Below are 22,918 nucleotides of genomic sequence, written 5' to 3' on the forward strand. Positions count from 1 at the left end.
GGTTTACTCCGCTTTGGCGTCTGCTTTCGCTGCGCTGGCCTGATCAGGGCTGCCCGGCTTCTTGACGTTGGTGGCTTCGCTGACCTTGACCTCGGCGCCCGGGCGCACGTACTGCAGGCCTTCGGTGATCAGGCGGTCACCTGGGTTCAGGCCTTCCTCGATCAGCCAGTCGCTGCCCAGGGTACGGCTGGCCTTGAGCTGGCGCAGTTCGACCTTGTTATCCTTGTTGACCACCAGGGCGGTCGGCGCGCCTTTGAGGTCGCGGGTAACGCCCTGTTGCGGGGCCAGGATGGCGTTGGCGTTGACACCGGCTTTCAGGCGGGCGTGGACGAACATGCCTGGCAGCAGGGTGTGGTCGGGGTTGGGGAAGATCGCGCGCAGGGTGACGGAACCGGTGGTTTCGTCCACCGCCACTTCGGAGAACTCCAGGCGGCCCTGCTGCTTGAACAGGCTGCCGTCTTCCAGCACCAGTTGCACTTGCGCTGCGTTGTCGCCAGCTTTTTGCAGTTGGCCGCTTTCCAGGTCACGGCGCAGCTTGAGCAGTTCTGCGGTGGACTGGGTGACATCGACGTAGATCGGGTCGAGCTGCTGGATGGTGGCCATGGCGTTGGTCTGGCCGTTGCTCACCAGGGCGCCCTCGGTGAACGAGGAACGGCCGATGCGGCCGCTGATCGGGGCCAGCACCTTGGTGTAGCGCAGGTCGATCTGGGCGCTCTTGAGCGAAGCTTCAGCCTGCAATCGTTTGGCGTTGGCATCGTCGTACTCCTGCTTGGAGACGGCTTGCTCGTCGATCAGTTGCTTGTAGCGTTCGGCCAGCGAGCGGGTCGCCTGCAGGTTGGCCTGGGCGTTGGCCAGCGTTGCCTCGTAGACGGCCGGGTCGATCTGGTAGAGCTGCTGCCCTTCCTTGACCTCGGTGCCCTCTTTGAACAGGCGCTTGAGAATGATGCCGTTGACCTGCGGGCGAACCTCGGCCACGCGGTAGGCGGTGGTGCGCCCCGGCAGTTCCGAGGTCAGGGTGAAGGCTTGCGGTTGCAGGGTGACGACGCCGACCTGAGGAGCCTGCGCTGCAGGCGGGGCTTCTTCTTTCTTACAGCCGCTGAGCAGAGTTGCCAGGGCGACGGCGGAAACCAGAGCGGTAACAGCTGGCTTGAATTGCATGAGGATCCTCGGGTCGCTGGAGCGGGGGAGCTCAAGAATATAGTGGAAGTGTTTGGTCAGAAGAATGCTATCGAGTGGATAAATAGCTTGCTAAGGAATATACTTACATTCATGGTTGTTTGTAAATACCGCAGGCGGGTCCGGGAAGACCGCCTCTTAGTAATCAATTGTTACCGGGAGATGCCCTGAAAGAGGCGCCCCCGGCCTGAAATCCGCCCGCCCGTGATAAGCGCCGGGCGGCCTGATGAGGTTGTGCTGCCATGGTCCGTCGAACCAAAGAAGAAGCCCAGGAAACCCGCGCCCAGATCATCGAGGCTGCGGAAAGGGCCTTCTATAAACGTGGGGTTGCGCGTACCACCCTGGCCGATATCGCCGAGCTCGCGGGGGTGACTCGCGGCGCGATCTACTGGCACTTCAGCAACAAGGCGGACCTGGTGCAGGCGCTGCTCGACAGCCTGCACGAAACCCATGACCACCTGGCGCGGGCCAGTGAAAGCGAAGACGAACTGGACCCGCTCGGCTGCATGCGCAAGCTGCTGCTGCAAGTGTTCAACGAGCTGGTGCTCGACGCCCGGACCCGGCGTATCAATGAAATCCTGCATCACAAGTGCGAGTTCACCGATGACATGTGTGAGATTCGCCAGCAGCGCCAGAGCGCTGTGCTGGATTGCCACGAGGGCATCGCCCTGGCCCTGACCAACGCTGTGCGCCGCGAACAGTTGCCGGCAGACCTCGATTGCGAGCGGGCCGCGGTGGCGATGTTCGCCTACGTCGACGGCCTGATCGGGCGCTGGTTGCTGCTGCCGGACAGTTTCGATTTGCTGCGCGATGCCGAGAAGTGGGTCGACACCGGGCTGGATATGCTGCGCTTGAGCCCCGGGCTGCGCAAATGACACTTTGTGAAGGATTGTGAGGAAGTGTTGCCCACTGGTTATTAAGCGGGGATTAACAACCTTCTGTACCGGCCTCATCGCCGGCAAGCCGGCGCCTGCAGTCAAGGTGCTGGTTTGAAGGCCAGGCGGTCTGTGTGGGAAGCGGGCACCTGCAAAAGGCGCCCCGCATTCTCAGCGCCCGCGCAGTTGCCTGTCTGGCAACGCCAGCGCCGCCAGCAACCCCAGCACCGCCACCCCGGCACTGCCCAGCAACAGGTGCCTGAAGGTCTCCAGCAAGCGCGCCTGGGTCACGAGGTCCGCTTCGCCGGCTTTGAGGCTGCCCAGCAACGGGTTGCCGAGCATCTCGAACCCGCCCATTTGCAGAAATGCCAGCAGCAGGCTGGACATGCAGGCCACCCCCATTGCCCCGCCCAGCGAGCGGAACAGGTTGGTGGTGCTGGTGGCCACGCCGATATCCTTTGCTTGCACCGCGCTTTGGGTGCCCACCAGCGAGGTGGGGAACTGCAGCCCGCAGGCGATGCCGGTCAGCAGCATGAACAGCGCACTGAGCAGCCCCGCTTGCGGTGGGGTCACGGCCATGGCCGCGATGGCCAGCGGCATCAGCACGGCGCCTGCAAGTATCTGCGGCTTGTAGCGCCCGGTGCGGCTGGTCATGCGTCCGCCGGTGAAGGCGCCCAACGGCAGGCCCATGGCCAGCGGCAGCAGGTGCAGCGCCGCGCTGTCGGCGCCGGCGCCAGTGATGCCCTGGTAGCGCAGCGGCATGAGCATGGTCAGCGAGATGGACTGAAAGCTTGCGAAGAAGATCACGCACCAGCACAGCACCGCCACCCGGTTGCCGAACAGGCTCATGGGCAGCAGCGGCTCATGGCAGCGGCGCTCGTGGGCGACGAACACCAGCAGCCCGAGCAGCGCGCAAGCCATCAGCAGCAGCACCGGCTGCGACAGCCAGGCGTGCCCCTGGCCCACCAGGGTGATGCCCAGCAGCAAGCTGCCCAGGCCGATGATCATCAGTACCGCGCCGAGGTAATCCACCTGCGCCTGGCGCCGGCTCACCACCAGCCCGTCCAGTGCCCGGTGGATCACCCACAGCGCCACCAGCCCCAGCGGCAGGTTGATCCAGAACACCCAGCGCCACGACAGGTACTCGGTCAGCCAGCCACCCAGTACCGGCCCGGCGACACTGGCCAGGGCATACATGCTGCTGAAATAGCCCTGATAGCGGCCGCGTTCGCGCGGTGGCACGAAGTCGCCGATGATCGCCTGGCTGACCGACACCATGCCGCCGGCACCGATGCCCTGCAGCACCCGCGCCAGCACCAGTTGCGGCATGTCCTGGGCCAGGGCGCAGGCCACCGAGGCCAGGGTGAACAGCGCAGTGCCGGTGAGGATCATGCGCCGGCGCCCGTACAGGTCGCCCAGCTTGCCGTAGATCGGCACGGCGATGGTCATGGCCACCATGTAGCCGGATATGACCCAGGCCAGCAGGCCGACATCGTTGAATTGGGCAGAGATGGCCGGCATCGACACGGCGACGATGGTCTGGTCGAGGGCGCCGAGGAAGATCGCCAGCATCAGGGCGGTCAGGACGCTGCGCAGGACGGTGGGGGGCAGGGCGGCGGTCACGGGGTACCTTCTTTGTGGTGATCGCGGGGCAAGTCGAAGCGCCGTTTAACAGGGGGCCTTTAGGAGCCGTACAGCCAGCACAAGACTTTGGCTTGCGGGCGTGGTCAAGCCCTGCGATCAACTGGTTTGCAATGGGCGGATTGTAACCTGAGTTAGGTAGCTTCCTATGTACTATGTGCATCGCCTATGCAAGATCGGCATTAGCACATTCACCATTAGCTGCATGGCCGCGTGATATCGTGCGAAGGCTGCAGAGGCTGAAACCCGTGGTCTGCACCAGCTTGGTGCAACAATTTGCCGCAGGGTTTCGGGTCGCTGTATGTCCACACCTTTTATTCCTCTACCTGCATGTCGAGCATGACCGCCCTGATGGCGACGGTTGTAACACTCAGGTGGACCCGATACAGGGGTCGGTTGTCAGCCGTTCAACATTTCTTATTACAAGCGGAGTGATCATGCCCAAGGCTTCCCACCACGATCTTCGTTTTGCCTTCCGCGAGCTGCTTGCCTCAGGTTCGTGCTATCACACCGCGTCGGTGTTCGACCCCATGTCCGCGCGCATCGCCTCGGACCTGGGCTTTGAAGTCGGTATTCTCGGCGGCTCAGTCGCCTCGTTGCAGGTGCTGGCCGCCCCCGACTTTGCGCTGATCACCCTCAGCGAGTTCGTCGAGCAGGCCACCCGCATCGGCCGCGTTGCCCAACTGCCGGTGCTGGCCGATGCCGACCATGGCTACGGCAACGCGCTGAACGTGATGCGCACTGTGATCGAGCTGGAGCGCGCCGGCGTGGCTGCGCTGACCATCGAAGATACCCTGCTGCCGGCCCAGTTCGGCCGCAAGTCCACCGACCTGATTTCGGTTGAAGAAGGCGTGGGCAAGATCCGCGCGGCGCTCGAAGCCCGGGTCGACTCGGCCCTGGCGATCATCGCCCGGACCAACGCCGGGGTGCTGAGCACCGAAGAGATCATCGTGCGCACCCAGAGCTACCAGAAGGCCGGTGCCGATGGTATCTGCATGGTGGGGGTGAAGGACTTCGAGCAGTTGGAGCAGATAGCCGAACACCTGAGCGTGCCGTTGATGCTGGTCACCTACGCCAACCCCAACCTGCGCGATGACGAGCGCCTGGCGCGCCTGGGCGTGCGCATCGTGGTCGATGGCCACGCTGCGTATTTTGCCGCGATCAAGGCCACCTACGACTGCCTGCGCCTGCAGCGCGGCCAGCAGAACAAGTCGGAAAACCTCAGCGCTACCGAGCTCTCGCATACCTACACCCAACCGGAGGATTACATCCGCTGGGCCAAGGAATACATGAGCGTCGAGGAGTAACCGCGCAGGTTACCTGACGGCGCTCAAGGTGGCAGTGTGGGGCACGCAGTGCTCCTGCGCGCAACTGGCGGCGCTGTTGGGTTGGCTGCGAAGCAGTTCGACCCGCCAGCAGGCCGAGCCATACAGGCCGGCGACGGCGACAAGGGCGAAGACAAGGGCGCAACGCCTGGACTTGATGCTCATGGTACGGACCTCCTGTTGCTGCAACAGGTGATACGTTCAAGCATAGGCCCGCCTGGCAGAACTGCACGGCCATCATCGCCGGCAAGCCGGCTCCTACAGGCGACCGCATTCCTTTGTAGGAGCCGGCTTGCCGGCGATAGGGCCCTCAGCTACACCAGCAACCCCCGATCCCACTCCGGCTCCCCGGCGAACCGCTCTGCAAGAAAGTCCACCATGCTGCGCAAGGTCGCCGGCATATGTTTGCGCGAGGTGTAAACGGCGTTCAGCATCAGCTCCCTGGGCTTGGCTTCAGGCAGCAGGCGCACCAGATCACCGTCGCGAATGGCCACCGCCGCCTGGTAGCTGGGCAGCATGGCGATACCTACCCCGGCCAGCGCCGCTTTTTGCAAAGTCAGGGCCTCGTTGGCGCTGAGGTTGCCCTGCACCGGCACCGCCAGCTCGTCCCCATTCACTTCGAAGTGCCACAGGCTGTGGCCGAAGTAGGCGTGGGTCAGGCAGTTGTGCAGGCTCAGTTCTTCTACCCGTTGCGGCGTGCCATGTTCATTCAGGTAGGCGGGGCTTGCGCAGATCACCGAGCGGCATACGCACAGGCGCCGGGCGATCAGGTTGGGGTCGACGTCGTTGCTGGTGCGGATGGCCAGGTCGATGCGCTCGTCCACCAGGTTGACGGTGCGGTCGAGCATCTGTAGCTCCACCTTCACCCCCGGGTAGCGCTTCACATAAGCGGCCAGTGCATCCACTAACTGAGCCTGGCCAAACGAGGTGCTGACGCTGATGCGCAGTTCGCCGCGCGGGGCGTCGTCGGGTTGGCGCACGGCCTCCTGCAGGTCGCCGGCCAGCTCCAGCATCTGCCGGCAGCGCGGTAGCGTCTCACTGCCTGCGGCGGTAAGGCTGAGCTTGCGCGTGGTGCGTTGCATCAGGCGCGCACCCACCCACTCTTCAAGCTCCGCCAGGTAGCGTGAGACCACGGGCCTGGAAAGCTCCAGATGATCCGCGGCGGCAGACTGGCTGCCCAGGTCGACGACGGTGACGAACACGCGCATGGCGTTGAGACGGTCCATGATTTGCCCGATTTCAGAAACAAACTATGTTGAAGCATCGCATTTTTTGTATCGGATCGGGCAACTAAGCTGTGCCGTATCTTCCTTCATCGCAGGATTCACCGATGTCCTTGTTCACGCCCTTGCGCAGCCTGTTGCTGGCCTGCGTCACCCTGGCAGGCCCGGCACTGGCCGCCGAACCCCTGGCCCTCGATGTGTACAACCCGGGCGATGCAGCCATTTTCCCGGTCAGCTCGGTGATCGTCAGCGGCAAGCATGATGCCATCCTGATCGATGCCCAGTTCGGCAAGGCCCAGGCTGCGCAGGTGGTCGAGCGCCTGCGGGCCTCGGGTAAGCAACTGACTACCATCTACATCAGCCATGGCGACCCGGATTACTACTTCGGGCTCGACACCCTGACCCAGGCGTTCCCCAAGGCCCGGATAGTGGCCTCGGCCGCCACCGTTGCGCACATTCGCAAGACCATGGACGCCAAGCTCGCCTATTGGGGCCCGCGGATGGGCGCTGACAAACCAGCCAAACTGGTGCTGCCGCAGGTGCTTGAAGGTAGCCGCCTGAAGCTGGAAGGCCAGGCCCTTGAAGTGATCGGCCTGGACGGCCCGCAGCCAGACCGCAGTTTTGTGTGGGTTCCATCGATCAAGGCGGTGGTCGGTGGCGTGGTGGTGTCCGAGCATATCCACGTGTGGATGGCCGACACCCAAAGCGCCAAGTCCCATGCCGATTGGCTGGGCACGCTGGAGCGTATCGAGCACCTGGCCCCGCGTACGGTGATCCCTGGGCACTACCTGGGCGACAGCAGCCGCTCGTTGCAGGCGGTGCGTTTTACCGCAGGCTACATTCGTGATTTCGATGCCGAAGCCGCCAAGGCCAGCAATGCTGCTGCGCTGGTGCAGGCGATGAAGCAGCGCTACCCCAACCTTGCCGATGAAAGCTCGCTGGAACTGGGAGCCAAGGTCGCCAAGGGCGAAATGAAGTGGTAACCCCTTTAACCTGACTGGAGTGTTTTCCATGAGCAAGATCGCAATCGTCGGCGCCACCGGGCGTGCCGGCAGCCAACTGCTGGAAGAGGCCCTGCGCCGTGGCCACAGCGTGGTCGCCATTGCCCGCGATCCCGCGCCACTGCAAGGGCGTGAAGGCGTGACTGTCAAAGCCCTGGACGCCAAGGACAGCGCCGCCCTGCAAGCTGCCGTGGCAGGCGTTGATGCGGTGCTGAGCGCTGCGCATTTTTCCACCCTTGCACCGCAGGCGATCATCGAGCCGGTCAAACGCGCCGGGGTGAAACGCCTGCTGGTGGTGGGCGGAGCGGGCAGCCTGCTGTTGCCGTCGGGCCACCGGGTGATCGACAGCCCGGACTTCCCCGAGGCCTACAAGGCCGAGGCTAGCGCGGGGGTGAAGTTTCTCGAGGCGTTGCGCCAGGAGCCGACCCTGGATTGGACCTTCCTGTCGCCGTCGGCGGAGTTCGTCGAAGGTGAGCGCAGCGGGCGCTACACCTTGGGCAAGGACCACCTGTTGATCGGTGCCGACGGCAAGAGCTGGATCACCTTTGCCGACTATGCCATCGCCATGCTCGACGAGCTGGAAAAGCCGGCGCATTCGCGGGCGCGGTTCACCGTGGGCTACTGAGGCATCAGCAATCCACTGTAGGAGCCGGCTTGCCGGCGATAGGGCCAGTGGCCATGGCGCACATTTTCGCTGCCAGGCCCGGCCTCATCGCCGGCAAGCCGGCTCCTACAGGGCCTGGTCTTGCAGCCAGTCCAGCAACTCCCCGAGGCCCGCCGGCATGGCCTTGCCCGGGCTCACCAGGTAATAGCCTTTGCCGGTCATTACCTTCAGCCGGAACGGCATGCACAAGCGGCCACTGCGCAGGTCATCGCCGATCAGCGCCCAGTCGCCGATGGCCACGCCGGTACCTTGGGAGGCCATGGCCATGGCCATGTCCAGAGTCTCGAAATGCTGCCTCGGCCCCTGGGGCTCGAAGCCGGCCCCCGCTGCCTGCAACCACAAACGCCAATCATGCTCGTCGCGGGATGGGTGCAGCAGCATGTGCCGCGCCAGGTCCTGCAACTGCTGCAGGGGCAGTTTGCCTGCAAGCAGGGAAGGGGCGCACACCGGGGTCAGTTGCTCGTCGAACAGCTTGCGCACCTGCAAGCCATGGTTGGGCGCGGCGCCATACACCACTGCGGCATCGAAGCCTTCATGGCGAAAATCCACCCCGTGCTGCACCGTGGTGGTCAGCTCCACCGGTATGTCCGGGCGCAGCGCCTGCCACTCCATCAACCGCGGCAACAGCCAGCGCATCACGCAGGTGGGGGCCTTGAGCTGCAAGGCGGCGCTGCGCCCGCCCACTTCGCGCACGCCCTGTTCGATCAGGGCGAACACCTGCTGCACCCGCGGCAGCCAATCCTGGCCTTCGCGGGTAAGCGCAAGCCCCCGCGCCTGACGCAGGAACAGCGGGTAGCCCAGGTGTTCCTCAAGCCCTGCAATCTGCCGGCTGACGGCGCCTTGGGTGATATGCAGCTGCTGGGCTGCCCGGGTGAAGTTGCAATGCCGGGCGGTGACCAGGAAGGTGTGCAGGGCGGGCAAGGGCGGCAGGCGGTTCATTGGGATTAAGCCATGACGTGAGGACATGCCTAGTATGTGTTTTTTTGCATTGTGGCAACAGCGGCCAATTGGTTCCATGAAGCCTGATTTCAACAAGAATCGGGTACTCGATAAATGGCAACCTGTGGCGAAATGCTGGTCAAACTCCTCGAAGGCTATGGCGTTGACCATGTCTTCGGCATTCCTGGTGTGCATACCGTCGAGCTGTACCGAGGCCTGGCGGCCTCGAGCATCCGCCACGTCACGCCGCGCCACGAGCAAGGCGCCGGGTTCATGGCCGACGGCTATTCGCGTACCCGTGGCAAGCCGGGGGTGTGCTTCATCATCACCGGCCCCGGTATGACCAACATCACCACCGCCATGGGCCAGGCCTATGCCGACTCGATACCCATGCTGGTGATCTCCAGCGTGCAGTCGCGCAGCGCGCTTGGTGGCGGGCGCGGCAAGCTGCACGAGTTGCCCAACCAGGCGGGCCTTGTGGCCGGTGTGGCGGCGTTCTCGCAGACGCTGATGAGCGCCGACGACCTGCCCCAGGTACTGGCCCGGGCCTTTGCTGTGTTCGAGGCTGCCCGCCCGCGGCCGGTGCATATCGAGATCCCGCTGGATGTGCTGGTGGAGCCTGCCGATCACCTGCTGCCAGGCCGCCCGGTGCGTACCTTGCGTGCAGGTGCTGCGCCTGCTGCGGTGCGGCAGATGGCCGAGCGCCTTGCAGCTGCGCGCCGGCCGTTGATTCTGGCAGGCGGCGGTGCGCTGGCCGCCGGTGAACCGCTGGCCGCCCTGGCCGAGCACCTGCAGGCGCCGGTGGCACTGACCATCAACGCCAAAGGCCTGCTGCCGGCCAGCCACCCGCTACAGATCGGCTCCACCCAGACCCTGCCCGCCACCCGCGCGCTGGTGGCCGAGGCCGACGTGGTGCTGGCCATTGGTACCGAGCTTGCCGAGACCGACTACGACGTGACTTTCAAGGGTGGTTTCGAGATCCCCGGCAGCTTGCTGCGCATCGACATCGACCCCGACCAGACCGTGCGCAATTACCTGCCGGAGCTGGCCCTGGTGGCCGATGCCGAAACGGCGGCTGATGCCTTGCTCAAGGCCTTGCAGGCACTGCCTGCGCCGGCCCGTGATGCCGGCTGGGGCAGTGCCCGCGCAGCCCGCTTGCGTGAGGACAACGCCGTCACCTGGGATGCCCCCACCTTGAGCCAGACCCAACTGCTGACCAGCATTTTACAAACGCTGCCAGATGCCATCCTCGTAGGTGATTCGACCCAGCCGGTGTATACCGGCAACCTGACCCTGGACATGGCCCGCCCGCGCCGCTGGTTCAATGCCTCCACCGGCTACGGCACCTTGGGCTATGCCTTGCCGGCGGCCATGGGCGCCTGGCTGGGCAGCGCCACTGCTGCGGCCGAGCGTGCCCCGGCGGTGTGCCTGATCGGCGATGGCGGCTTGCAGTTCACCCTGCCGGAGCTTGCCAGTGCAGTGGAGGCGCAGGTGCCGCTGATCGTGCTGCTGTGGAACAACCAGGGCTATGAGGAAATCAAGAAGTACATGGTCAACCGGGCCATCGAGCCGGTGGGGGTGGACATCCATACCCCGGACTTCATTGGCGTGGCCCGGGCGCTTGGCGCTGCGGCTGAGGATGTGGGGGATGTGGCGCAGTTGCAGGCGGCGTTGCTGCGCGCGGTGGAGCGGCGGGGGCCGACCTTGATCCAGGTGGATCAGCAGCAGTGGCAAGGCGCAGTGAACGGGTGATGGCTGCTGGCCCTATCGCCGGCAAGCCGGCTCCTACAGGGAGAGGCGCCAGCCTGTAGGAGCCAGCTAGAGGTTAGTTAGCACTGGCCCGCAACCGCGCGACATCGCGAATTGGCGGTGCGCCGTACAACCGGCTGTACTCGCGGCTGAACTGCGACGGGCTTTCATAGCCCACCCGGTAAGCCGCCACCGCCGCCTCCAGCCCGTCGTTGAGCATCAAGCGCCGCGCCTCCTGCAGGCGCAGCTGTTTTTGATACTGCAACGGGCTCATCGAGGTGACCGCCTTGAACCGGTGGTGCAGCGTCGATGTGCTCAGGTTCACCTCCCGTGCCAGGTCCTCGATACGCAGCGGCTGCTGATAATGCCGGTTGAGCCAGGCGATGGCCTGGCATACCCGGTGGGTCTGGCTGTTGGCCAGGGCGATCTCGTACAGGCGGTGGCCCTGCGGCCCGCGCAGCAAGCGGTAGAGGATTTCACGGCGGATCAGCGGGCCGAGCATCGGGATGTCGCGCGGGCTGTCCAGCAGGCGCACCAGCCGCAGCAGGGCATCCAGCAGTTGCGGGTCGCTACGTTCCACATACAGGCCACGGCCGGAGGGCAGGTTGGGCACCAGCATCGGCCCGCTTTCGGCAATCAACTGGCTGATCTCGGCGGCGTCCAGGTCAAGGCGCAGGCCCAGGCTTGGGTGCTCGGGGCTTGCGTCCAGGCGCACGCCGCTGATCGGCAACGTCACCGACACCACCATGTAGTGCAGCGGGTCGTACGCGTATTGCTCGTCGCCCAGGAACAGCGCCTTGCTGCCCTGGGCCAGGATGCACAGCGCCGGCTGCGCCAGGGTGGGCACCGAGCGCACGTTCTCGCGGTAGGCCGACAGGTACAGGTCCTGCACCGCTGACATCGGCCCGTGGGGGCCGCTGGCATGGCGCAGGATCAGCCCGGCCAGTTCCTGGCGCTGAAGTTCGAGCGAGGGTTCAAGGGGCGTGGTCATGGCGGGTTTCCTCGGAAGACCGGGCCAGCATAGGTTTGGGCAATGCCGGGCGCTAGTCGAATGCTGCACCTCGATTGCCTGATCCTGCAACACGGCAGGATCAGGCAATCGGCCGGCAGTAATGGCCTAACGGCCCGCGCGGGCGGGGCCCTAACCTTGGCAGCCTGGTTTTCCCGCTCGCACTGCTTCAAGGAGATCGTTCATGACCCAACAGCAACCGGTCACACACCTGGCTTTCATTCGCGCCAGCAACGGTCGTTCGGCAGAACTCGGCATGCGCCTGCGCGATCTGCTCGAGCCATCGTTGCGCACACCCGGCTGCCTGAGCTTCAGTGTGCAGCGCTCGCAGGTCGATGCCGACCTGTGGCTGCTCAGCGGCAGCTGGAGCGACCAGCAGGCGATGAGCGGCTATTTTGCCTCGCCGACCTTGCAGGCCTTTGGTGAACTGGTACAGGAGCAGTTCGTCAGCAGCCTCGACCTGCACACCTTTGCCTGAGGTGTAGAATGCCGCCCCTCGATCACAAGCGGAGTGCAGCATGGCACGTAGAGAATTCCCCCACTTCGAAGCCGTCTCGGCGATGGTGCCGGTAGAAGGCGGCGGCTACCACGCGGCAATCGCCGTCAAGGCCCTGAACATGGGCGGCGCGCCGCGCTTTCACAAGGTACTGGATGGCCAACTGTTCAAGGGCGCAATTGCCGCCGACGAGGCGGCCTGCGCTGAACTCGAACGCCTGCAGGGCGTGAGCGAAGAAGGCGAACTGATCTTCTGATCAGGCCTGCGGGCGGCCCATCTTGAACAGCTCGCCCAGGGCGAAGTAGTCGGCCGGGCCGCCGCCGCGCAAGATAGGTTCGGCGGCGGCGGTGTCGTAGATACCGTCCTTGAGCAGGTGGTCGGCGATGTGCACGGCCACCACCTCACCCAGGATCAACCAGCTCGGTACCGGCTCCTGGTCGGCGCGGGTCAGCTGGATGATCTGGCTCACCTTGCACTCGAAGCTCACCGGGCTTTCGCCTACCCGCGGCACCTTGACCACGTTCGAGGCGGCCGGGGTCAGGCCGCTGAGTGCGAACTCATCGACCTCTGCGGCCACCGGCGCGCAGCTCTGGTTCATCTGCTCGGCCAGCGGGCGGGTGGCCAGGTTCCAGACGAATTCGCCGGTCTGCTCGATGTTGTTCAGGCTGTCTTTGCGCCCGACGCTGCAGAAACCGATGATTGGCGGTATGTAGTTGAAGGCGTTGAAGAAACTGTACGGCGCCAGGTTCAAGCGGCCTTCGCGGTCGTGGCTGGAGATCCAGCCGATGGGGCGCGGGCCGACGATGGCATTGAACGGGTCGTGGGGCAGGCCGTGGCCTTTGGCGGGTTCGTAGTAGTACATCTGCGCGAGGCCCAGGGGCCATTCCTTTGCGGGGACGAGGCGCTTAGTGTGCCAAGGCTTTGCCTGGCTGGAAATGATCAAGCCCGGCAAAAGCCGGGCTGGTTGCACGCGTTCAGTGATCAGCTGAAGCGGTGGGCGTTGGTGCGCTCGAAGCCGTTTTCGGCGAAGCGCTGGCCGTTGGTGCGGTCGAAGCCGTCTTCGGCGAAGCGTTGGCCGTTGGTGCGGTCGAAGCCGTCTTCGGCGAAGCGTTGGCCGTTGGTGCGGTCGAAGCCATCTTCGGCGAAGCGTTGTGCGTTGGTGTGGTCGAAACCGTCTTCTGCGTAGGTGGCCGACTGGCTCTGTACGGCGGCGAAGTTGTGGCCGTTGGTGCGGTTGAAACCGTCTTCGGCAAAGGCACCAGTGGCCAGGACGGAGAGGGCGAGAGTGAGGATCAGTTTGTTTTTCATGGTGGTTGCTCCGAGGGTTTCGTTGGGGTTGTTTGTTTCTATGGGTTCAATGCTACGCCGATTAATTTGATTAAAAAGCGCAAAAAATAACGCTTAAAAATCTATTTTATCGATGTGTTTGGGCGTGTCTTGCCCCTGTAGGAGCCGGCTTGCCGGCGATAGGGCCATCAGCCTTTACCTTATGTTTGCAAGCCCGGCCCCATCGCCGGCAAGCCGGCTCCTACAGGGGGCCATCGTTTGGCACAGAATGGGCGCGGTAAATTAATCGGCCGTTAAGCCCCAACGCATTTTTCATCCCCGCCCAACCAATTTTTCAGCCCCCGCTCTGCACCATCGCCGCACCCAACCCCTGGAGCGGCACAACAATGAACAAACTCCCGCAAATCACCCTGGCCTTCTGGGTCATGAAGATCTGCGCCACCACCCTCGGCGAGACCGCAGGCGACCTGCTGTCGATGACCCTGAACATCGGCTACGCCATGAGCTCGCTGTTGCTGATCAGCGTGTTCCTGGTGACGCTGGTCACCCAGCTTTACTCGCGCCGCTACCACCCCGTGCTGTACTGGCTGGTGATCCTCTCCACCAGCACCGCCGGTACCACCATGTCCGACTTCATGGACCGTACCCTGGGCCTGGGCTACGCCGCCGGCTCCGCGCTGCTGATCGGCATCCTGCTGTTGACCTTCGCCCTGTGGCGCCTGAGCGGCAACCCGCTGGACGTCACGCGTATCCGCAACCGCAGTGGCGAGCTGTTCTACTGGGTGGCGATCCTGTTCTCCAACACCCTCGGCACCGCCCTTGGCGACTACCTGGCCGACGATTCCGGCCTCGGCTTTGCCGGCGGCGCACTGCTGATCGGTTCGGCCATTGCTGTGGTAGCTGCGGCCCGCTACTGGACGCGGATCTCCGGCGTGGTGCTGTTCTGGATTGCCTTTGTGCTGACCCGGCCGTTCGGTGCGACCCTGGGCGATGTGCTGACCAAGACCCACGAGAAGGGCGGGCTGGACTTCGGCACCATCGGTTCATCGGCGGTGCTGGGCGGGGTGCTGCTGGTGCTGGTGCTGATGGCGACCTATTACCAGCAGCGTGAGCCGGTGCGGGTGCTCGAACGCTCGTAAGGCTCAGGCCGGCTGGATGGCATAGCGGGTACTGCGCCCGCCGCCAGGCAGGCGCAGCAGGCAACCTTTGGCCAGCAGGTCGGCCAGGTGGCGAGTGGCCGTGGCTTTGGAGACCTTGGCCACGGCCTGGTACTGGCTGGCGCTGATGCCATCCTCGAAGCCTTTCGGGCCACCGTCGAGCAGGCGGTTGAGCACCTTGGCCTGCTCGGGCGTCAGGCCGTCATCCCGGTGTGTCTGCCAGAAGCGCGCCTTGGCCAACACCCGATCGATACGTAGCAGGGCCTGTTCGAGGCTGTGCAGCAGTGTCAGCAGAAACCACGCAAGCCACTCGGTGATGTCCAGGCCGCCTTTCTGGCTACGCTCCAGCACCTCGTAGTAGCCGGCGCGATCATCCAGGATGCTGGCCGACATGGCGTAGAAACGAATGGCCTGTTGTTCGCCCTGAGCGAGGGCCAGGTCGGTGAGCGCCCGGGTCAGGCGGCCGTTGCCATCGGCAAACGGGTGCAGGGTGACGAACCAGAAATGGGCGATGCCTGCGCGCAGCAACGGGTCTAGCTGGTTGTCGCCGCGGCTGGCCTCGAACCATTCAAGAAAGTCTTGCAGTTGTGTTTCCAGGCCTGCCCGTGGCGGTGCCTCGAAATGTACCCGAGGTTTGTCCGTACGCCCGGAAACCACCTGCATTGGTGCCTCGTCGCGCAACTCGCCTACCGGTAGCGTCTGGCCAAGCAGGTTGGGATCTTCGGGGAACAGCCAGTGATGCCAAGTGAACAGGCGTTGTAGACCCAGCGGGCGGTCGTAACCCCCAGTGGCGTCCAGCATCAGCTCGGCCAGGCCTTCGCTGCGTGCACTGGTTGGGCCGGGCTCATTGATGCCCAGACGGCGGGCCAGCGACGAGCGCACCGACTCGACATTCAGCCGTTCACCCTCGATGGCCGAGGATGTGACAATGTTCTGCAGCAGTGTATCGAGGATATCGTCACCGGCATCGATGGCCGCTACGGCCCCTGTTCTGCCCAGCAGTTGGCCCTGCGTTTCAACGCAGTCGCGCAGCAGCGCCGCCAGGTGCTGGTCGTTCCAGTGGAACCTTGGCCAGTCGGCCTGCTGCCAGATCCAAAAAGGTACGGTTGAGTCCATGAGCCGAATAATAGCGCTATTCGGCTCATAAAGTGAGCCGAATAAACCCATTATTCGGCTCACACCCACAAAAAAGGGGCGCCCCGCCAAGCGGAGCGCCCCTTTTCGGTGTTGCCGCGTAGCGATCAGTCAGTGGTGATGCGCGAGTGCTGCTTGGTGTCCTTCATGGTCACATACACCAGCAGCGAACAGGCGATGCAGGCGGTGACGTACCAGTAGAAGCCGCTTTCCATGCCGGCGCTCTTGAACCACAGGGCCACGTACTCGGCGGTGCCGCCGAAGATCGACACGGTCAGCGCGTATGGCAGGCCCACGCCCAGGGCGCGGATCTCGGTGGGGAACAGCTCGGCTTTCACCACGGCGTTGATCGAGGTGTAACCGCTGACGATGATCAGCGCCGCCATGATCAGGAAGAACGCACCCCACCAGGTCTGGATGGTGTGCAGGGTGCTGAGGATCGGCACGGTGAACAGGGTGCCCAATACGCCGAAGGCGATCAGGATCGGGCGCCGGCCGATCTTGTCGGACAGCCCGCCGATCACTGGCTGCAGGCACATGAACAGGAACAAGGTGGCAGCCGAGATGGTGGTCGAGTCACCGATGCTCATGCCCACCGTGTTCACCAGGTACTTCTGCATGTAGGTGGTGTAGGTGTAGAAGGCCAGGGTACCGCCCATGGTCAGGCCGACCACGGTCAGCAGCTCTTTGGGGTGGCGCATCAGGGTGCGCATCAGGCTTTCTTTGGACTTCTCTTTCTTGGTGAACGAGGCGGTTTCTTCCATGCCACGGCGCAGGTACAGCGCAACCACCGCGCACAGCGCGCCGATCACGAACGGCACACGCCAGCCCCAGGCATACAGCTCTTCGGTGGTCAGGGTGTTCTGCAGGATGATCAGCACCGCCAGGGCGATGAGCTGGCCGGAGATCAGGGTGACGTACTGGAAGCTGGAGAAGAAGCCACGGCGCTCCTTGCTGGCCATCTCGCTGAGGTAGGTGGCCGAGGTGCCGTACTCGCCGCCCACTGACAGGCCCTGCATCAGGCGGGCGATGACCAGCAGTACCGGCGCGGCGACGCCGATGGTTTCATAGCCTGGGGTCAGGGCGATGACCAGCGAGCCTGCGCACATCAGCAGTACCGAGGCCATCAGCGCGGCCTTACGGCCCTTGCGGTCGGCGTAAAGGCCCATCAGCCAGCCACCGATCGGGCGCATGAGGAAGCCCACGGCGAAGATTGCGGCGGTGTTGAGCAGTTGTGCGGTGGTGTCGCCAGCAGGGAAGAAGGCCTTGGCGAAGTACAGGGAGAATGCGGCGTAGACGTACCAGTCGTACCATTCGACCATGTTGCCGATGGAACCACTGAAGATCGACTTGAGGCGGCTGGCGGTGGATTTTTCTGCGGCGGGCGCGGCGGCCGCCCCGGTGGGCAGGGTGCTGGCGTTATCCATCAGGGATACCTTCTCGTTGTTGTTGTGGAGCGCGCGTCGGGGCGCGGCTTGAGAAGGGTTTTGCAGAAGCTGTGCCAAATGGGTGCGGGGTGATTCAAATGAGTGCGTGGCCGGCAAGCCGGCCCCTGCCGGGGCCTTGTGTAGCCTGGGTTACGCGTTCCTCTGTAGAAGCCGGCTTGCCGGCGATGGGCTGCAAAGCAGGCCCAACAATTTCGCGGTCAGTAAGCGACTTTCCGCTTATTTGCTAAAAACAGTAGGCGGAAATCCGCTTATTCAGCCTTCGAGAAAATCCTCACGCACCAGCCCGTGCCGCTGCATCTTCTCATTCAGCGTACGCCTGGGCAGTTGCAGCGCTTCCATTACCCCCTTGATCTCGCCCTTGTGCTGGCGCAGGGCGGCGCGCAGGCATTGCGCCTCGAACGCTTCTACCTGGTCGCTCAGCGATTGCCCTTCGGCCGTTGGCGCCAGGTTCGGCGAGCCCAGCCCCAGGGCATGGCGCTCGGCAGCGTTGGCCAGCTCGCGCACGTTGCCAGGCCAGTCGTGGGCCAGCAGTTGCGCCAGTTGTGCGCCGCTCGGCGCCGGTGCGCTGCGCCCCAGGCGTTCGCCGCAAGCGCGGGCGAAGTACTCGAACAGCAACGGGATATCCTCGCGCCGCTCACGCAGCGGTGCCAGGCGCAGTTCGGCGACGTTCAGGCGATAGGCCAAGTCTTCGCGAAAACGCCCGGCGCGGGCTTCTTCGAGCAGGTCAGGCTTGGTCGCGGCGATGATCCGCAGATCCACCTCGATGCTCTGGTTGGCACCCAGGCGCTCCAGCTTGTGCTCCTGGATCACCCGTAGCAGTTTGGCCTGCTGAGCCAGCGGCATGCTCTCGATCTCGTCGAGAAACAGCGTACCGCCGTTGGCGTACTCCAGCTTGCCGATGCGCTTGCCCTGGGCGCCGGTGAAGGCGCCGCTCTCGTGGCCGAACAGCTCGGCTTCGAACAATGCTTCAGGTATGGCGGCACAGTTGAGGGCGACGAACGGCTTGCCGGCGCGCGGGCCGAAATCGTGCAGGCAACGGGCCACACGCTCCTTGCCGCTACCGGTTTCGCCGCGTATCAGCACGTTGACCGGCAGGCCGGCCAGGTCCAGCACCTGCCGGCGCAGTTGCTGCAGGCCCTGGGACATGCCGAGCAGCGTGCCTTCGAGCTGCGCCTTCAAGTCGGCCTGCTCATGTAGGCGGCGGTTTTCCAGCACCAGCTGGCGCTTTTCCAGGGCGCGGCCGAGGCTGCTCATCAGGTGCTGCGGGGTGAAGGGTTTTTCGAGGAAGTCGTAGGCGCCGTTGCGCATGGCTTCCACCGCCATGGGCACGTCGCCGTGGCCGGTCAGCAGAATCACCGGCAGGCCCGGGTCTTGCTGCTGCAGGCGCTCGAGCAGTTGCATGCCCGACAGCCCCGCCATGCGCACATCGCTGAGGATCACCCCGGGGAAGTTGTCCGGCAGCTGCGCCAGGCACTCTTCGGCGCGGGCGAACAGCTGTACGCTGAAGCCGGACAGGCTCAGCCATTGCTCCACTGCAGTGCGGATACTGGCTTCGTCATCGACGACGATCACTGAATTCAACATACAGGCTCCAGGTCGCGGGGCAGGGTGAGGCTGAAGCGGGCGCCGCCGGGCAGGTTCTCGACCAGCAACGCGCCGCCGGCATCGGCAACGATGCCGTAGGAGATCGCCAGGCCCAGGCCCAGCCCTTCCCCCACAGGCTTGGTGGTGAAGAACGGGTCGAACACTTTGGCGAGGTGGGCGTCGTCTATGCCGCCGCCGGAGTCCAGCACGCTCAGGCGCCAGTGCCCGCCGTCGGCCTCGATGCGGATCTCCAGGCGTTTGTAGCGCTTGTCGAGCATGGCGTCGAGGGCGTTGCGCAACAGGTTGATCAGCACCTGTTCCAGGCGGATGGCATCGCCGCGTACCCAGGCCGGGCGGGCCAGGTACAGGGCCACCTCGACCTCCTCGCTGCGGATGCGCGCCTCCAGCAGGTGCAACGCCTGGTCCACCACGGTGGCCAGGTCCAGGCGCTCGCGCAGCCCGCCCGGGCTGTTGCGGGCGAAGGTCTTGAGGTGGCCGGTGAGTGCGGCCATGCGCGTGAGCATCTGCTCCAGCGGCTCCAGGGCCTGGCGTGCCTGCTCGTGGCGGCCATGGTCGAGCAGCAGGCGCAGGGTTTCCAGCTGCATGCGCTGGGTGGTCAGCGGCTGGTTGATCTCGTGGGCCAGTGCTGCCGACATCTGCCCCAGGGCGGCCAGCTTGGCCGATTGCACCAGGCCTTCCTGGGCGGTGCGCAGCTCGCGGGTGCGCTCCTCGACCTGGCGCTTGAGCTCTTCGCGGCTGCGCTGGCGCAGGCGGGCCAGGCGCAGGCGCTGGCTGACGAACAATACCGCGAACACCAGGCTCAGCCACACTGCGGCGGCGCCTAGCGCTGCATTGCGCCCGTCCTCGGCTACCTGCGGCTTGCGCAGCAGGTGCAAGGTCCAGCCTTCGGCCTCCAGCGGCAGGCTCTCCCACAGGTATTCTGCCGGGCCGTCGGGGGCCTGCACCCGGGTCAGGTGGCTGTTGTCGGCAAAGCGGGTCATCACCTGGCGTTGCAGGGGCACCAGCAGCTGCTTGTCGTACTGGCGGGTTTCGGCAAGCTCGGCGCGGTCGGCGGGGCTCAGCGGTTGCAGTTCGCGGTAGCGCCAGCCTTCCTGGTTGGCGATGAAGGTGATGCCGCGGGCATCGCTGACCAGCAAGATATCGCTGCCCTGGCGCCATTCGCGCTCAAGCTCCGGGAACTCCAGCTTGACCACCATGGCGCCGAGAAAGCGCCCGTGCTCGTCATTCACCGCGCTGGACAAAAAGTAGCCCGGCACGCCGCTGGTCACGCCGACGGCGTAGAAGCGCCCGCTGCCCTGGCTGCGGGTTTGCTTGAAATAGGGCCGGAAGCCGTAATTGGAACCGACGTAGGTGGTGGGTAGGCGCCAGTTGCTGGCGGCGATGGCAAGGCCGGTGCGGTCGAGCAGTTCCAGGGTGTCGGAGTTGGCCGCGCCGTTGATGCGTTCGAGCTTGCGGTTCAGGGTGTCCTGCACCTGCTCGGTGACCGGGCCGCGCAGGGCTTCGATCAGCTCCGGGTCCAGCGCCAGCACGGCGGGCAGGGCGCGGTAGCGTTCGATCAGTGTGTGCAGGGCGGTGGCGTACAGGCCCAGTTGCTGGTTGGCCCGGCGTGCGTCCAACTGCATCGATTCGCGCTTGGCCTGGTGCATGGCCCAGCCGGCACTGAGCACGGTACCGACCACGATCAGCAGGATGATCAGGCCCAGGCGCAGGGCGCGAAAGGATGAGGGCATGGGGAGGGTCCTGGAACTTTGGTGGCAGTGCTGGCCCTATCGCAGGCAAGCCTGCTCCTACAGGGGGCTTGCATTGCCTGTAGGAGCGGGCTTGCCCGCGATAGGGCCAGAGCAGGTGTTACAGCAGTTCGAAGCTTTGCTGCTGCACATCCTGCGAGTCGAGACCGACCTGGATATTGAACTGCCCAGGCTCGGCCACGTGCTGCAGCTGGCTATTGTAGAACTTCAGGTCCTGCTCGCTGATGTCGAAGGTCAAGGTGCGCGCTTCGCCGGCCTTGAGCAGCAGCTTCTGGAAGTTCTTCAGCTCTTTCACCGGGCGGCTCATCGAGGCGCTTTGATCTTGCACGTACAGTTGCACCACGGTCTCGCCGTCACGCTTGCCGGTGTTTTTCACCGTCACCTTGGCTTGCAAGGTGCCGCCGCGCTTGAGCTCTTTTTGCGAAAGCTTGAGCCCCGACAGTTCGAATTTTGTGTAGCTCAGGCCATAGCCGAACGGGTACAGCGGGCCGTTGGGCTCCTCGAAGTATTGCGAGGTGTAGTTGCCTGGCTTGCCCGGGGTGAACGGGCGGCCGATGCGCATGTGGTTGTAGTACATCGGGATCTGCCCCACCGAACGCGGGAAGGTGATCGCCAGGCGCCCGGACGGGTTGTAGTCGCCGAACAGCACGTCGGCGATGGCGTTGCCGCCTTCGGTGCCGCTGAACCAGGTTTCCAGCAGGGCATCGGCCTGTTCACGCTCCCAGCCGATCGACAGCGGGCGGCCGTTCATCAGCACCAGCACCAGCGGTTTGCCGGTGGCTTTCAACGCCTTGATCAGGTCGCGCTGCACCGCCGGGACTTCCAGGGTGGTGCGGCTGGAGGACTCGTGGGACATGCCGCGGGATTCACCGACTACGGCCACCACCACATCCGACTGCTGGGCGGCCTTGACCGCTTCGTCGATCAGCACGCTGGCCGGGCGCGGGTCGTTGATGATCTCGGGGGCGGCGAAGTTGAGGAAGTTCAGGTAGTCGAACATCGCCTTGTCGCCGGTGACGTTCGAGCCCTTGGCGTAGAGCACCTTGGCCTTGCCGGCCAGGGCCTGGGCCAGGCCTTCGCGCACGGTCACCGAGTGTTCCGGGCGACCGTCGGCGGCCCAGCTGCCCATCATGTCGATGGGCGCGTCGGCCAGCGGGCCGACCAGGGCGATGGTGCCGGCCTTTTTCAGCGGCAGGGTGTCGTTGCGGTTTTCCAGCAGTACCAGGCTGCGGCGCGCCACGTCACGGGCGGCGTCGCGGTGCAGGCGGTCGTTGCCGTAGTAGTCGGCAAGGTCGGTCTCGGCTTTGCCGATGCGCACGTACGGGTCTTTGAACAGGCCCATGTCGTACTTGGCACCGAGCACCTCGCGCACCGCCTGGTCCAGTTCGGCCTGGCTCACTTCGCCGGACTTCAGCAGCCCTGGCAGTTCTTCGCCGTACAGAGTGTCGTTCATGCTCATGTCGATGCCGGCCTTGATCGCCAGCTTGGCTGCTTCGCGGCCGTCACGGGCCACGCCGTGGCGGATCAGTTCCTGGATGGCACCATGGTCGCTGATGGTCACGCCCTTGAAGCCCCACTCCTTGCGCAGCAGGTCGTTCATCAGCCAGGTGTTGGAGGTGGCCGGCACGCCGTTGATCGAGTTCAGCGCCACCATCACCCCGCCGGCACCGGCGTCGAGCGCGGCGCGGTAGGGCGGCAGGTAGTCGTTGTACATTTTCACCGGGCTCATATCGACCGTGTTGTAGTCGCGCCCGCCTTCCACCGCACCGTACAGGGCGAAGTGCTTGACGATGGCCATGATGCTGTCGGGGTTGGCGGGGCTCGAGCCCTGGAACGAGCGCACCATCACCTGGCCGATCTTCGAGGTCAGGTAGGTGTCTTCGCCGAAGCCTTCGCTGGTACGGCCCCAGCGTGGGTCGCGGGCGATGTCGACCATCGGTGCGAAGGTCATGTCCAGGGCGTCGGCCGAGGCTTCGATGGCCGAGGTGCGGCCAACCTTGGCGATGGCGTCCATGTCCCAGGTGGCGGCCAGGCCCAGGCTGATGGGGAAGATGGTGCGCTCACCGTGGATGGTGTCGTAGGCGAAGAACATCGGGATCTTCAGGCGGCTGCGCATGGCGGCGTCCTGCATCGGCCGGTTCTCGGGGGCTGTGCGCGAGTTGAAGGTGCCGCCGATACGCCCGGCGGCGATTTCTTCACGGATCTTTTCGCGGGGCATCTCGGGGCCGATGCTGATCAGGCGCAACTGGCCGATTTTCTCGGCTTCGGTCATCTGTCCGAGCAAATGGTCGATGAACACCTGCTTGTCCTGCAGGGGCGGGGCGGTGGGGGCGGCAAGGGCCGCCTGGCTGGCAAGGCCCATGGCCAGGCCCAGCAAAGACAGTTTCATCGTCGATTCCGTTATAGAGGCCTTGCCGTACCCACGGTGATACGTGCGTGGC

21 protein-coding genes are annotated in these 22,918 nt (G+C 64.7%); 8 read left to right on the forward strand and 13 right to left on the reverse strand.

All coding sequences use genetic code 11. The features are described 5' to 3' along the window. Positions 1 to 3 precede the first annotated feature (3 nt). The gene (gene ttgA, locus KSS94_RS05340; protein ID WP_217841995.1) at positions 4 to 1,158 is read right to left on the reverse strand and encodes an efflux RND transporter periplasmic adaptor subunit; all 1,155 of its coding nucleotides are present in this window, start codon (positions 1,156 to 1,158) and stop codon (positions 4 to 6) included. 260 nt (positions 1,159 to 1,418) lie between these two features. Between ttgA and ttgR the strand changes: the two genes are divergently transcribed. Next, positions 1,419 to 2,051, forward strand: a complete 633-nt coding sequence (gene ttgR / locus KSS94_RS05345; RefSeq protein WP_217841996.1) for a TetR family transcriptional regulator — start codon at positions 1,419 to 1,421, stop codon at positions 2,049 to 2,051. Between the two features lie 171 nt (positions 2,052 to 2,222). On the opposite strand, the gene KSS94_RS05350 is transcribed toward ttgR, so the two are convergent. Next, positions 2,223 to 3,674, reverse strand: coding sequence for an MDR family MFS transporter (locus KSS94_RS05350; RefSeq protein WP_217841997.1), 1,452 nt, complete (start codon positions 3,672 to 3,674; stop codon positions 2,223 to 2,225). 455 nt (positions 3,675 to 4,129) lie between these two features. Here KSS94_RS05350 and KSS94_RS05355 point away from each other — a divergent pair, with 455 nt between their 5' ends. Next, positions 4,130 to 4,999, forward strand: a complete 870-nt coding sequence (locus tag KSS94_RS05355) for an isocitrate lyase/PEP mutase family protein (RefSeq protein ID WP_217841998.1) — start codon at positions 4,130 to 4,132, stop codon at positions 4,997 to 4,999. Between the two features lie 9 nt (positions 5,000 to 5,008). On the opposite strand, the gene KSS94_RS05360 is transcribed toward KSS94_RS05355, so the two are convergent. Beyond that, positions 5,009 to 5,182, reverse strand: a complete 174-nt coding sequence (locus tag KSS94_RS05360; protein ID WP_217841999.1) for a hypothetical protein — start codon at positions 5,180 to 5,182, stop codon at positions 5,009 to 5,011. Positions 5,183 to 5,331: 149 nt separating this feature from the next. Further along, the gene (locus KSS94_RS05365; protein WP_217842000.1) at positions 5,332 to 6,243 is read right to left on the reverse strand and encodes a LysR family transcriptional regulator; all 912 of its coding nucleotides are present in this window, start codon (positions 6,241 to 6,243) and stop codon (positions 5,332 to 5,334) included. Positions 6,244 to 6,347: 104 nt separating this feature from the next. Between KSS94_RS05365 and KSS94_RS05370 the strand changes: the two genes are divergently transcribed. After that, positions 6,348 to 7,223, forward strand: coding sequence for an MBL fold metallo-hydrolase (locus tag KSS94_RS05370; protein WP_217842001.1), 876 nt, complete (start codon positions 6,348 to 6,350; stop codon positions 7,221 to 7,223). A 28-nt stretch (positions 7,224 to 7,251) separates the two neighbouring features. Beyond that, positions 7,252 to 7,866 carry an NAD(P)-dependent oxidoreductase gene (locus KSS94_RS05375; RefSeq protein ID WP_217842002.1) on the forward strand — a complete coding sequence of 205 codons (615 nt, stop codon included), beginning with the start codon at positions 7,252 to 7,254 and terminating at the stop codon, positions 7,864 to 7,866. A 105-nt stretch (positions 7,867 to 7,971) separates the two neighbouring features. Here KSS94_RS05375 and KSS94_RS05380 read toward each other — a convergent pair whose 3' ends face one another. Then, the gene (locus tag KSS94_RS05380) at positions 7,972 to 8,844 is read right to left on the reverse strand and encodes a LysR substrate-binding domain-containing protein (protein ID WP_217842003.1); all 873 of its coding nucleotides are present in this window, start codon (positions 8,842 to 8,844) and stop codon (positions 7,972 to 7,974) included. A 114-nt stretch (positions 8,845 to 8,958) separates the two neighbouring features. Here KSS94_RS05380 and KSS94_RS05385 point away from each other — a divergent pair, with 114 nt between their 5' ends. Then, on the forward strand, positions 8,959 to 10,596 hold the full coding sequence (locus tag KSS94_RS05385) for a 5-guanidino-2-oxopentanoate decarboxylase (RefSeq protein ID WP_217842004.1): 1,638 nt from the start codon (positions 8,959 to 8,961) through the stop codon (positions 10,594 to 10,596). A 73-nt stretch (positions 10,597 to 10,669) separates the two neighbouring features. Here KSS94_RS05385 and KSS94_RS05390 read toward each other — a convergent pair whose 3' ends face one another. Further along, positions 10,670 to 11,584, reverse strand: a complete 915-nt coding sequence (locus KSS94_RS05390; protein ID WP_217842005.1) for an AraC family transcriptional regulator — start codon at positions 11,582 to 11,584, stop codon at positions 10,670 to 10,672. A 202-nt stretch (positions 11,585 to 11,786) separates the two neighbouring features. Here KSS94_RS05390 and KSS94_RS05395 point away from each other — a divergent pair, with 202 nt between their 5' ends. Further along, on the forward strand, positions 11,787 to 12,080 hold the full coding sequence (locus tag KSS94_RS05395) for a putative quinol monooxygenase (RefSeq protein WP_217842006.1): 294 nt from the start codon (positions 11,787 to 11,789) through the stop codon (positions 12,078 to 12,080). 40 nt (positions 12,081 to 12,120) lie between these two features. Beyond that, positions 12,121 to 12,354, forward strand: a complete 234-nt coding sequence (locus KSS94_RS05400; protein ID WP_217842007.1) for a hypothetical protein — start codon at positions 12,121 to 12,123, stop codon at positions 12,352 to 12,354. Here KSS94_RS05400 and KSS94_RS05405 read toward each other — a convergent pair whose 3' ends face one another. Continuing rightward, entirely contained in the window at positions 12,355 to 12,960 is a 606-nt protein-coding gene (locus tag KSS94_RS05405; protein WP_217842008.1) for a flavin reductase family protein, read from the reverse strand. A 119-nt stretch (positions 12,961 to 13,079) separates the two neighbouring features. Next, positions 13,080 to 13,406, reverse strand: coding sequence for a hypothetical protein (locus KSS94_RS05410; protein WP_217842009.1), 327 nt, complete (start codon positions 13,404 to 13,406; stop codon positions 13,080 to 13,082). 365 nt (positions 13,407 to 13,771) lie between these two features. On the opposite strand from KSS94_RS05410, the gene KSS94_RS05415 reads away from it, so the two are divergent. Next, positions 13,772 to 14,524 carry a COG4705 family protein gene (locus KSS94_RS05415; protein WP_217842010.1) on the forward strand — a complete coding sequence of 251 codons (753 nt, stop codon included), beginning with the start codon at positions 13,772 to 13,774 and terminating at the stop codon, positions 14,522 to 14,524. A 3-nt stretch (positions 14,525 to 14,527) separates the two neighbouring features. On the opposite strand, the gene KSS94_RS05420 is transcribed toward KSS94_RS05415, so the two are convergent. The 5 genes from KSS94_RS05420 to bglX form a co-directional block, all read right to left on the reverse strand. Continuing rightward, entirely contained in the window at positions 14,528 to 15,658 is a 1,131-nt protein-coding gene (locus KSS94_RS05420; protein ID WP_217842011.1) for a Fic family protein, read from the reverse strand. Between the two features lie 125 nt (positions 15,659 to 15,783). Continuing rightward, entirely contained in the window at positions 15,784 to 17,103 is a 1,320-nt protein-coding gene (locus KSS94_RS05425; RefSeq protein ID WP_217842012.1) for an MFS transporter, read from the reverse strand. A gap of 273 nt (positions 17,104 to 17,376) precedes the next feature. After that, positions 17,377 to 18,708 carry a sigma-54-dependent transcriptional regulator gene (locus tag KSS94_RS05430; RefSeq protein ID WP_217842013.1) on the reverse strand — a complete coding sequence of 444 codons (1,332 nt, stop codon included), beginning with the start codon at positions 18,706 to 18,708 and terminating at the stop codon, positions 17,377 to 17,379. Continuing rightward, positions 18,702 to 20,459, reverse strand: a complete 1,758-nt coding sequence (locus tag KSS94_RS05435) for a sensor histidine kinase (RefSeq protein ID WP_217842014.1) — start codon at positions 20,457 to 20,459, stop codon at positions 18,702 to 18,704. Before KSS94_RS05435 ends, KSS94_RS05430 begins: the two co-directional genes overlap by 7 nt. Before the next feature lie 118 nt (positions 20,460 to 20,577). Beyond that, positions 20,578 to 22,866, reverse strand: coding sequence for a beta-glucosidase BglX (gene bglX, locus KSS94_RS05440; RefSeq protein ID WP_217842015.1), 2,289 nt, complete (start codon positions 22,864 to 22,866; stop codon positions 20,578 to 20,580). Positions 22,867 to 22,918: the final 52 nt, after the last annotated feature.

Source organism: Pseudomonas fakonensis (assembly GCF_019139895.1).
Classification (GTDB): Bacteria; Pseudomonadota; Gammaproteobacteria; order Pseudomonadales; family Pseudomonadaceae; genus Aquipseudomonas; species Aquipseudomonas fakonensis.

Bases quoted from the DNA above. Each gene is read 5' to 3' on its own strand.
- ttgA (WP_217841995.1), bottom strand. From the start codon at position 1,158: ATGCAATTCAAGCCAGCTGTTACCGCTCTGGTTTCCGCCGTCGCCCTG.
- ttgR (WP_217841996.1), top strand. From the start codon at position 1,419: ATGGTCCGTCGAACCAAAGAAGAAGCCCAGGAAACCCGCGCCCAGATC.
- KSS94_RS05355 (WP_217841998.1), top strand. From the start codon at position 4,130: ATGCCCAAGGCTTCCCACCACGATCTTCGTTTTGCCTTCCGCGAGCTG.
- KSS94_RS05360 (WP_217841999.1), bottom strand. From the start codon at position 5,182: ATGAGCATCAAGTCCAGGCGTTGCGCCCTTGTCTTCGCCCTTGTCGCC.
- KSS94_RS05365 (WP_217842000.1), bottom strand. From the start codon at position 6,243: ATGGACCGTCTCAACGCCATGCGCGTGTTCGTCACCGTCGTCGACCTG.
- KSS94_RS05370 (WP_217842001.1), top strand. From the start codon at position 6,348: ATGTCCTTGTTCACGCCCTTGCGCAGCCTGTTGCTGGCCTGCGTCACC.
- KSS94_RS05375 (WP_217842002.1), top strand. From the start codon at position 7,252: ATGAGCAAGATCGCAATCGTCGGCGCCACCGGGCGTGCCGGCAGCCAA.
- KSS94_RS05380 (WP_217842003.1), bottom strand. From the start codon at position 8,844: ATGAACCGCCTGCCGCCCTTGCCCGCCCTGCACACCTTCCTGGTCACC.
- KSS94_RS05385 (WP_217842004.1), top strand. From the start codon at position 8,959: ATGGCAACCTGTGGCGAAATGCTGGTCAAACTCCTCGAAGGCTATGGC.
- KSS94_RS05390 (WP_217842005.1), bottom strand. From the start codon at position 11,584: ATGACCACGCCCCTTGAACCCTCGCTCGAACTTCAGCGCCAGGAACTG.
- KSS94_RS05395 (WP_217842006.1), top strand. From the start codon at position 11,787: ATGACCCAACAGCAACCGGTCACACACCTGGCTTTCATTCGCGCCAGC.
- KSS94_RS05400 (WP_217842007.1), top strand. From the start codon at position 12,121: ATGGCACGTAGAGAATTCCCCCACTTCGAAGCCGTCTCGGCGATGGTG.
- KSS94_RS05405 (WP_217842008.1), bottom strand. From the start codon at position 12,960: ATGTACTACTACGAACCCGCCAAAGGCCACGGCCTGCCCCACGACCCG.
- KSS94_RS05410 (WP_217842009.1), bottom strand. From the start codon at position 13,406: ATGAAAAACAAACTGATCCTCACTCTCGCCCTCTCCGTCCTGGCCACT.
- KSS94_RS05415 (WP_217842010.1), top strand. From the start codon at position 13,772: ATGAACAAACTCCCGCAAATCACCCTGGCCTTCTGGGTCATGAAGATC.
- KSS94_RS05420 (WP_217842011.1), bottom strand. From the start codon at position 15,658: ATGGACTCAACCGTACCTTTTTGGATCTGGCAGCAGGCCGACTGGCCA.
- KSS94_RS05425 (WP_217842012.1), bottom strand. From the start codon at position 17,103: ATGGATAACGCCAGCACCCTGCCCACCGGGGCGGCCGCCGCGCCCGCC.
- KSS94_RS05430 (WP_217842013.1), bottom strand. From the start codon at position 18,708: ATGTTGAATTCAGTGATCGTCGTCGATGACGAAGCCAGTATCCGCACT.
- KSS94_RS05435 (WP_217842014.1), bottom strand. From the start codon at position 20,459: ATGCCCTCATCCTTTCGCGCCCTGCGCCTGGGCCTGATCATCCTGCTG.
- bglX (WP_217842015.1), bottom strand. From the start codon at position 22,866: ATGAAACTGTCTTTGCTGGGCCTGGCCATGGGCCTTGCCAGCCAGGCG.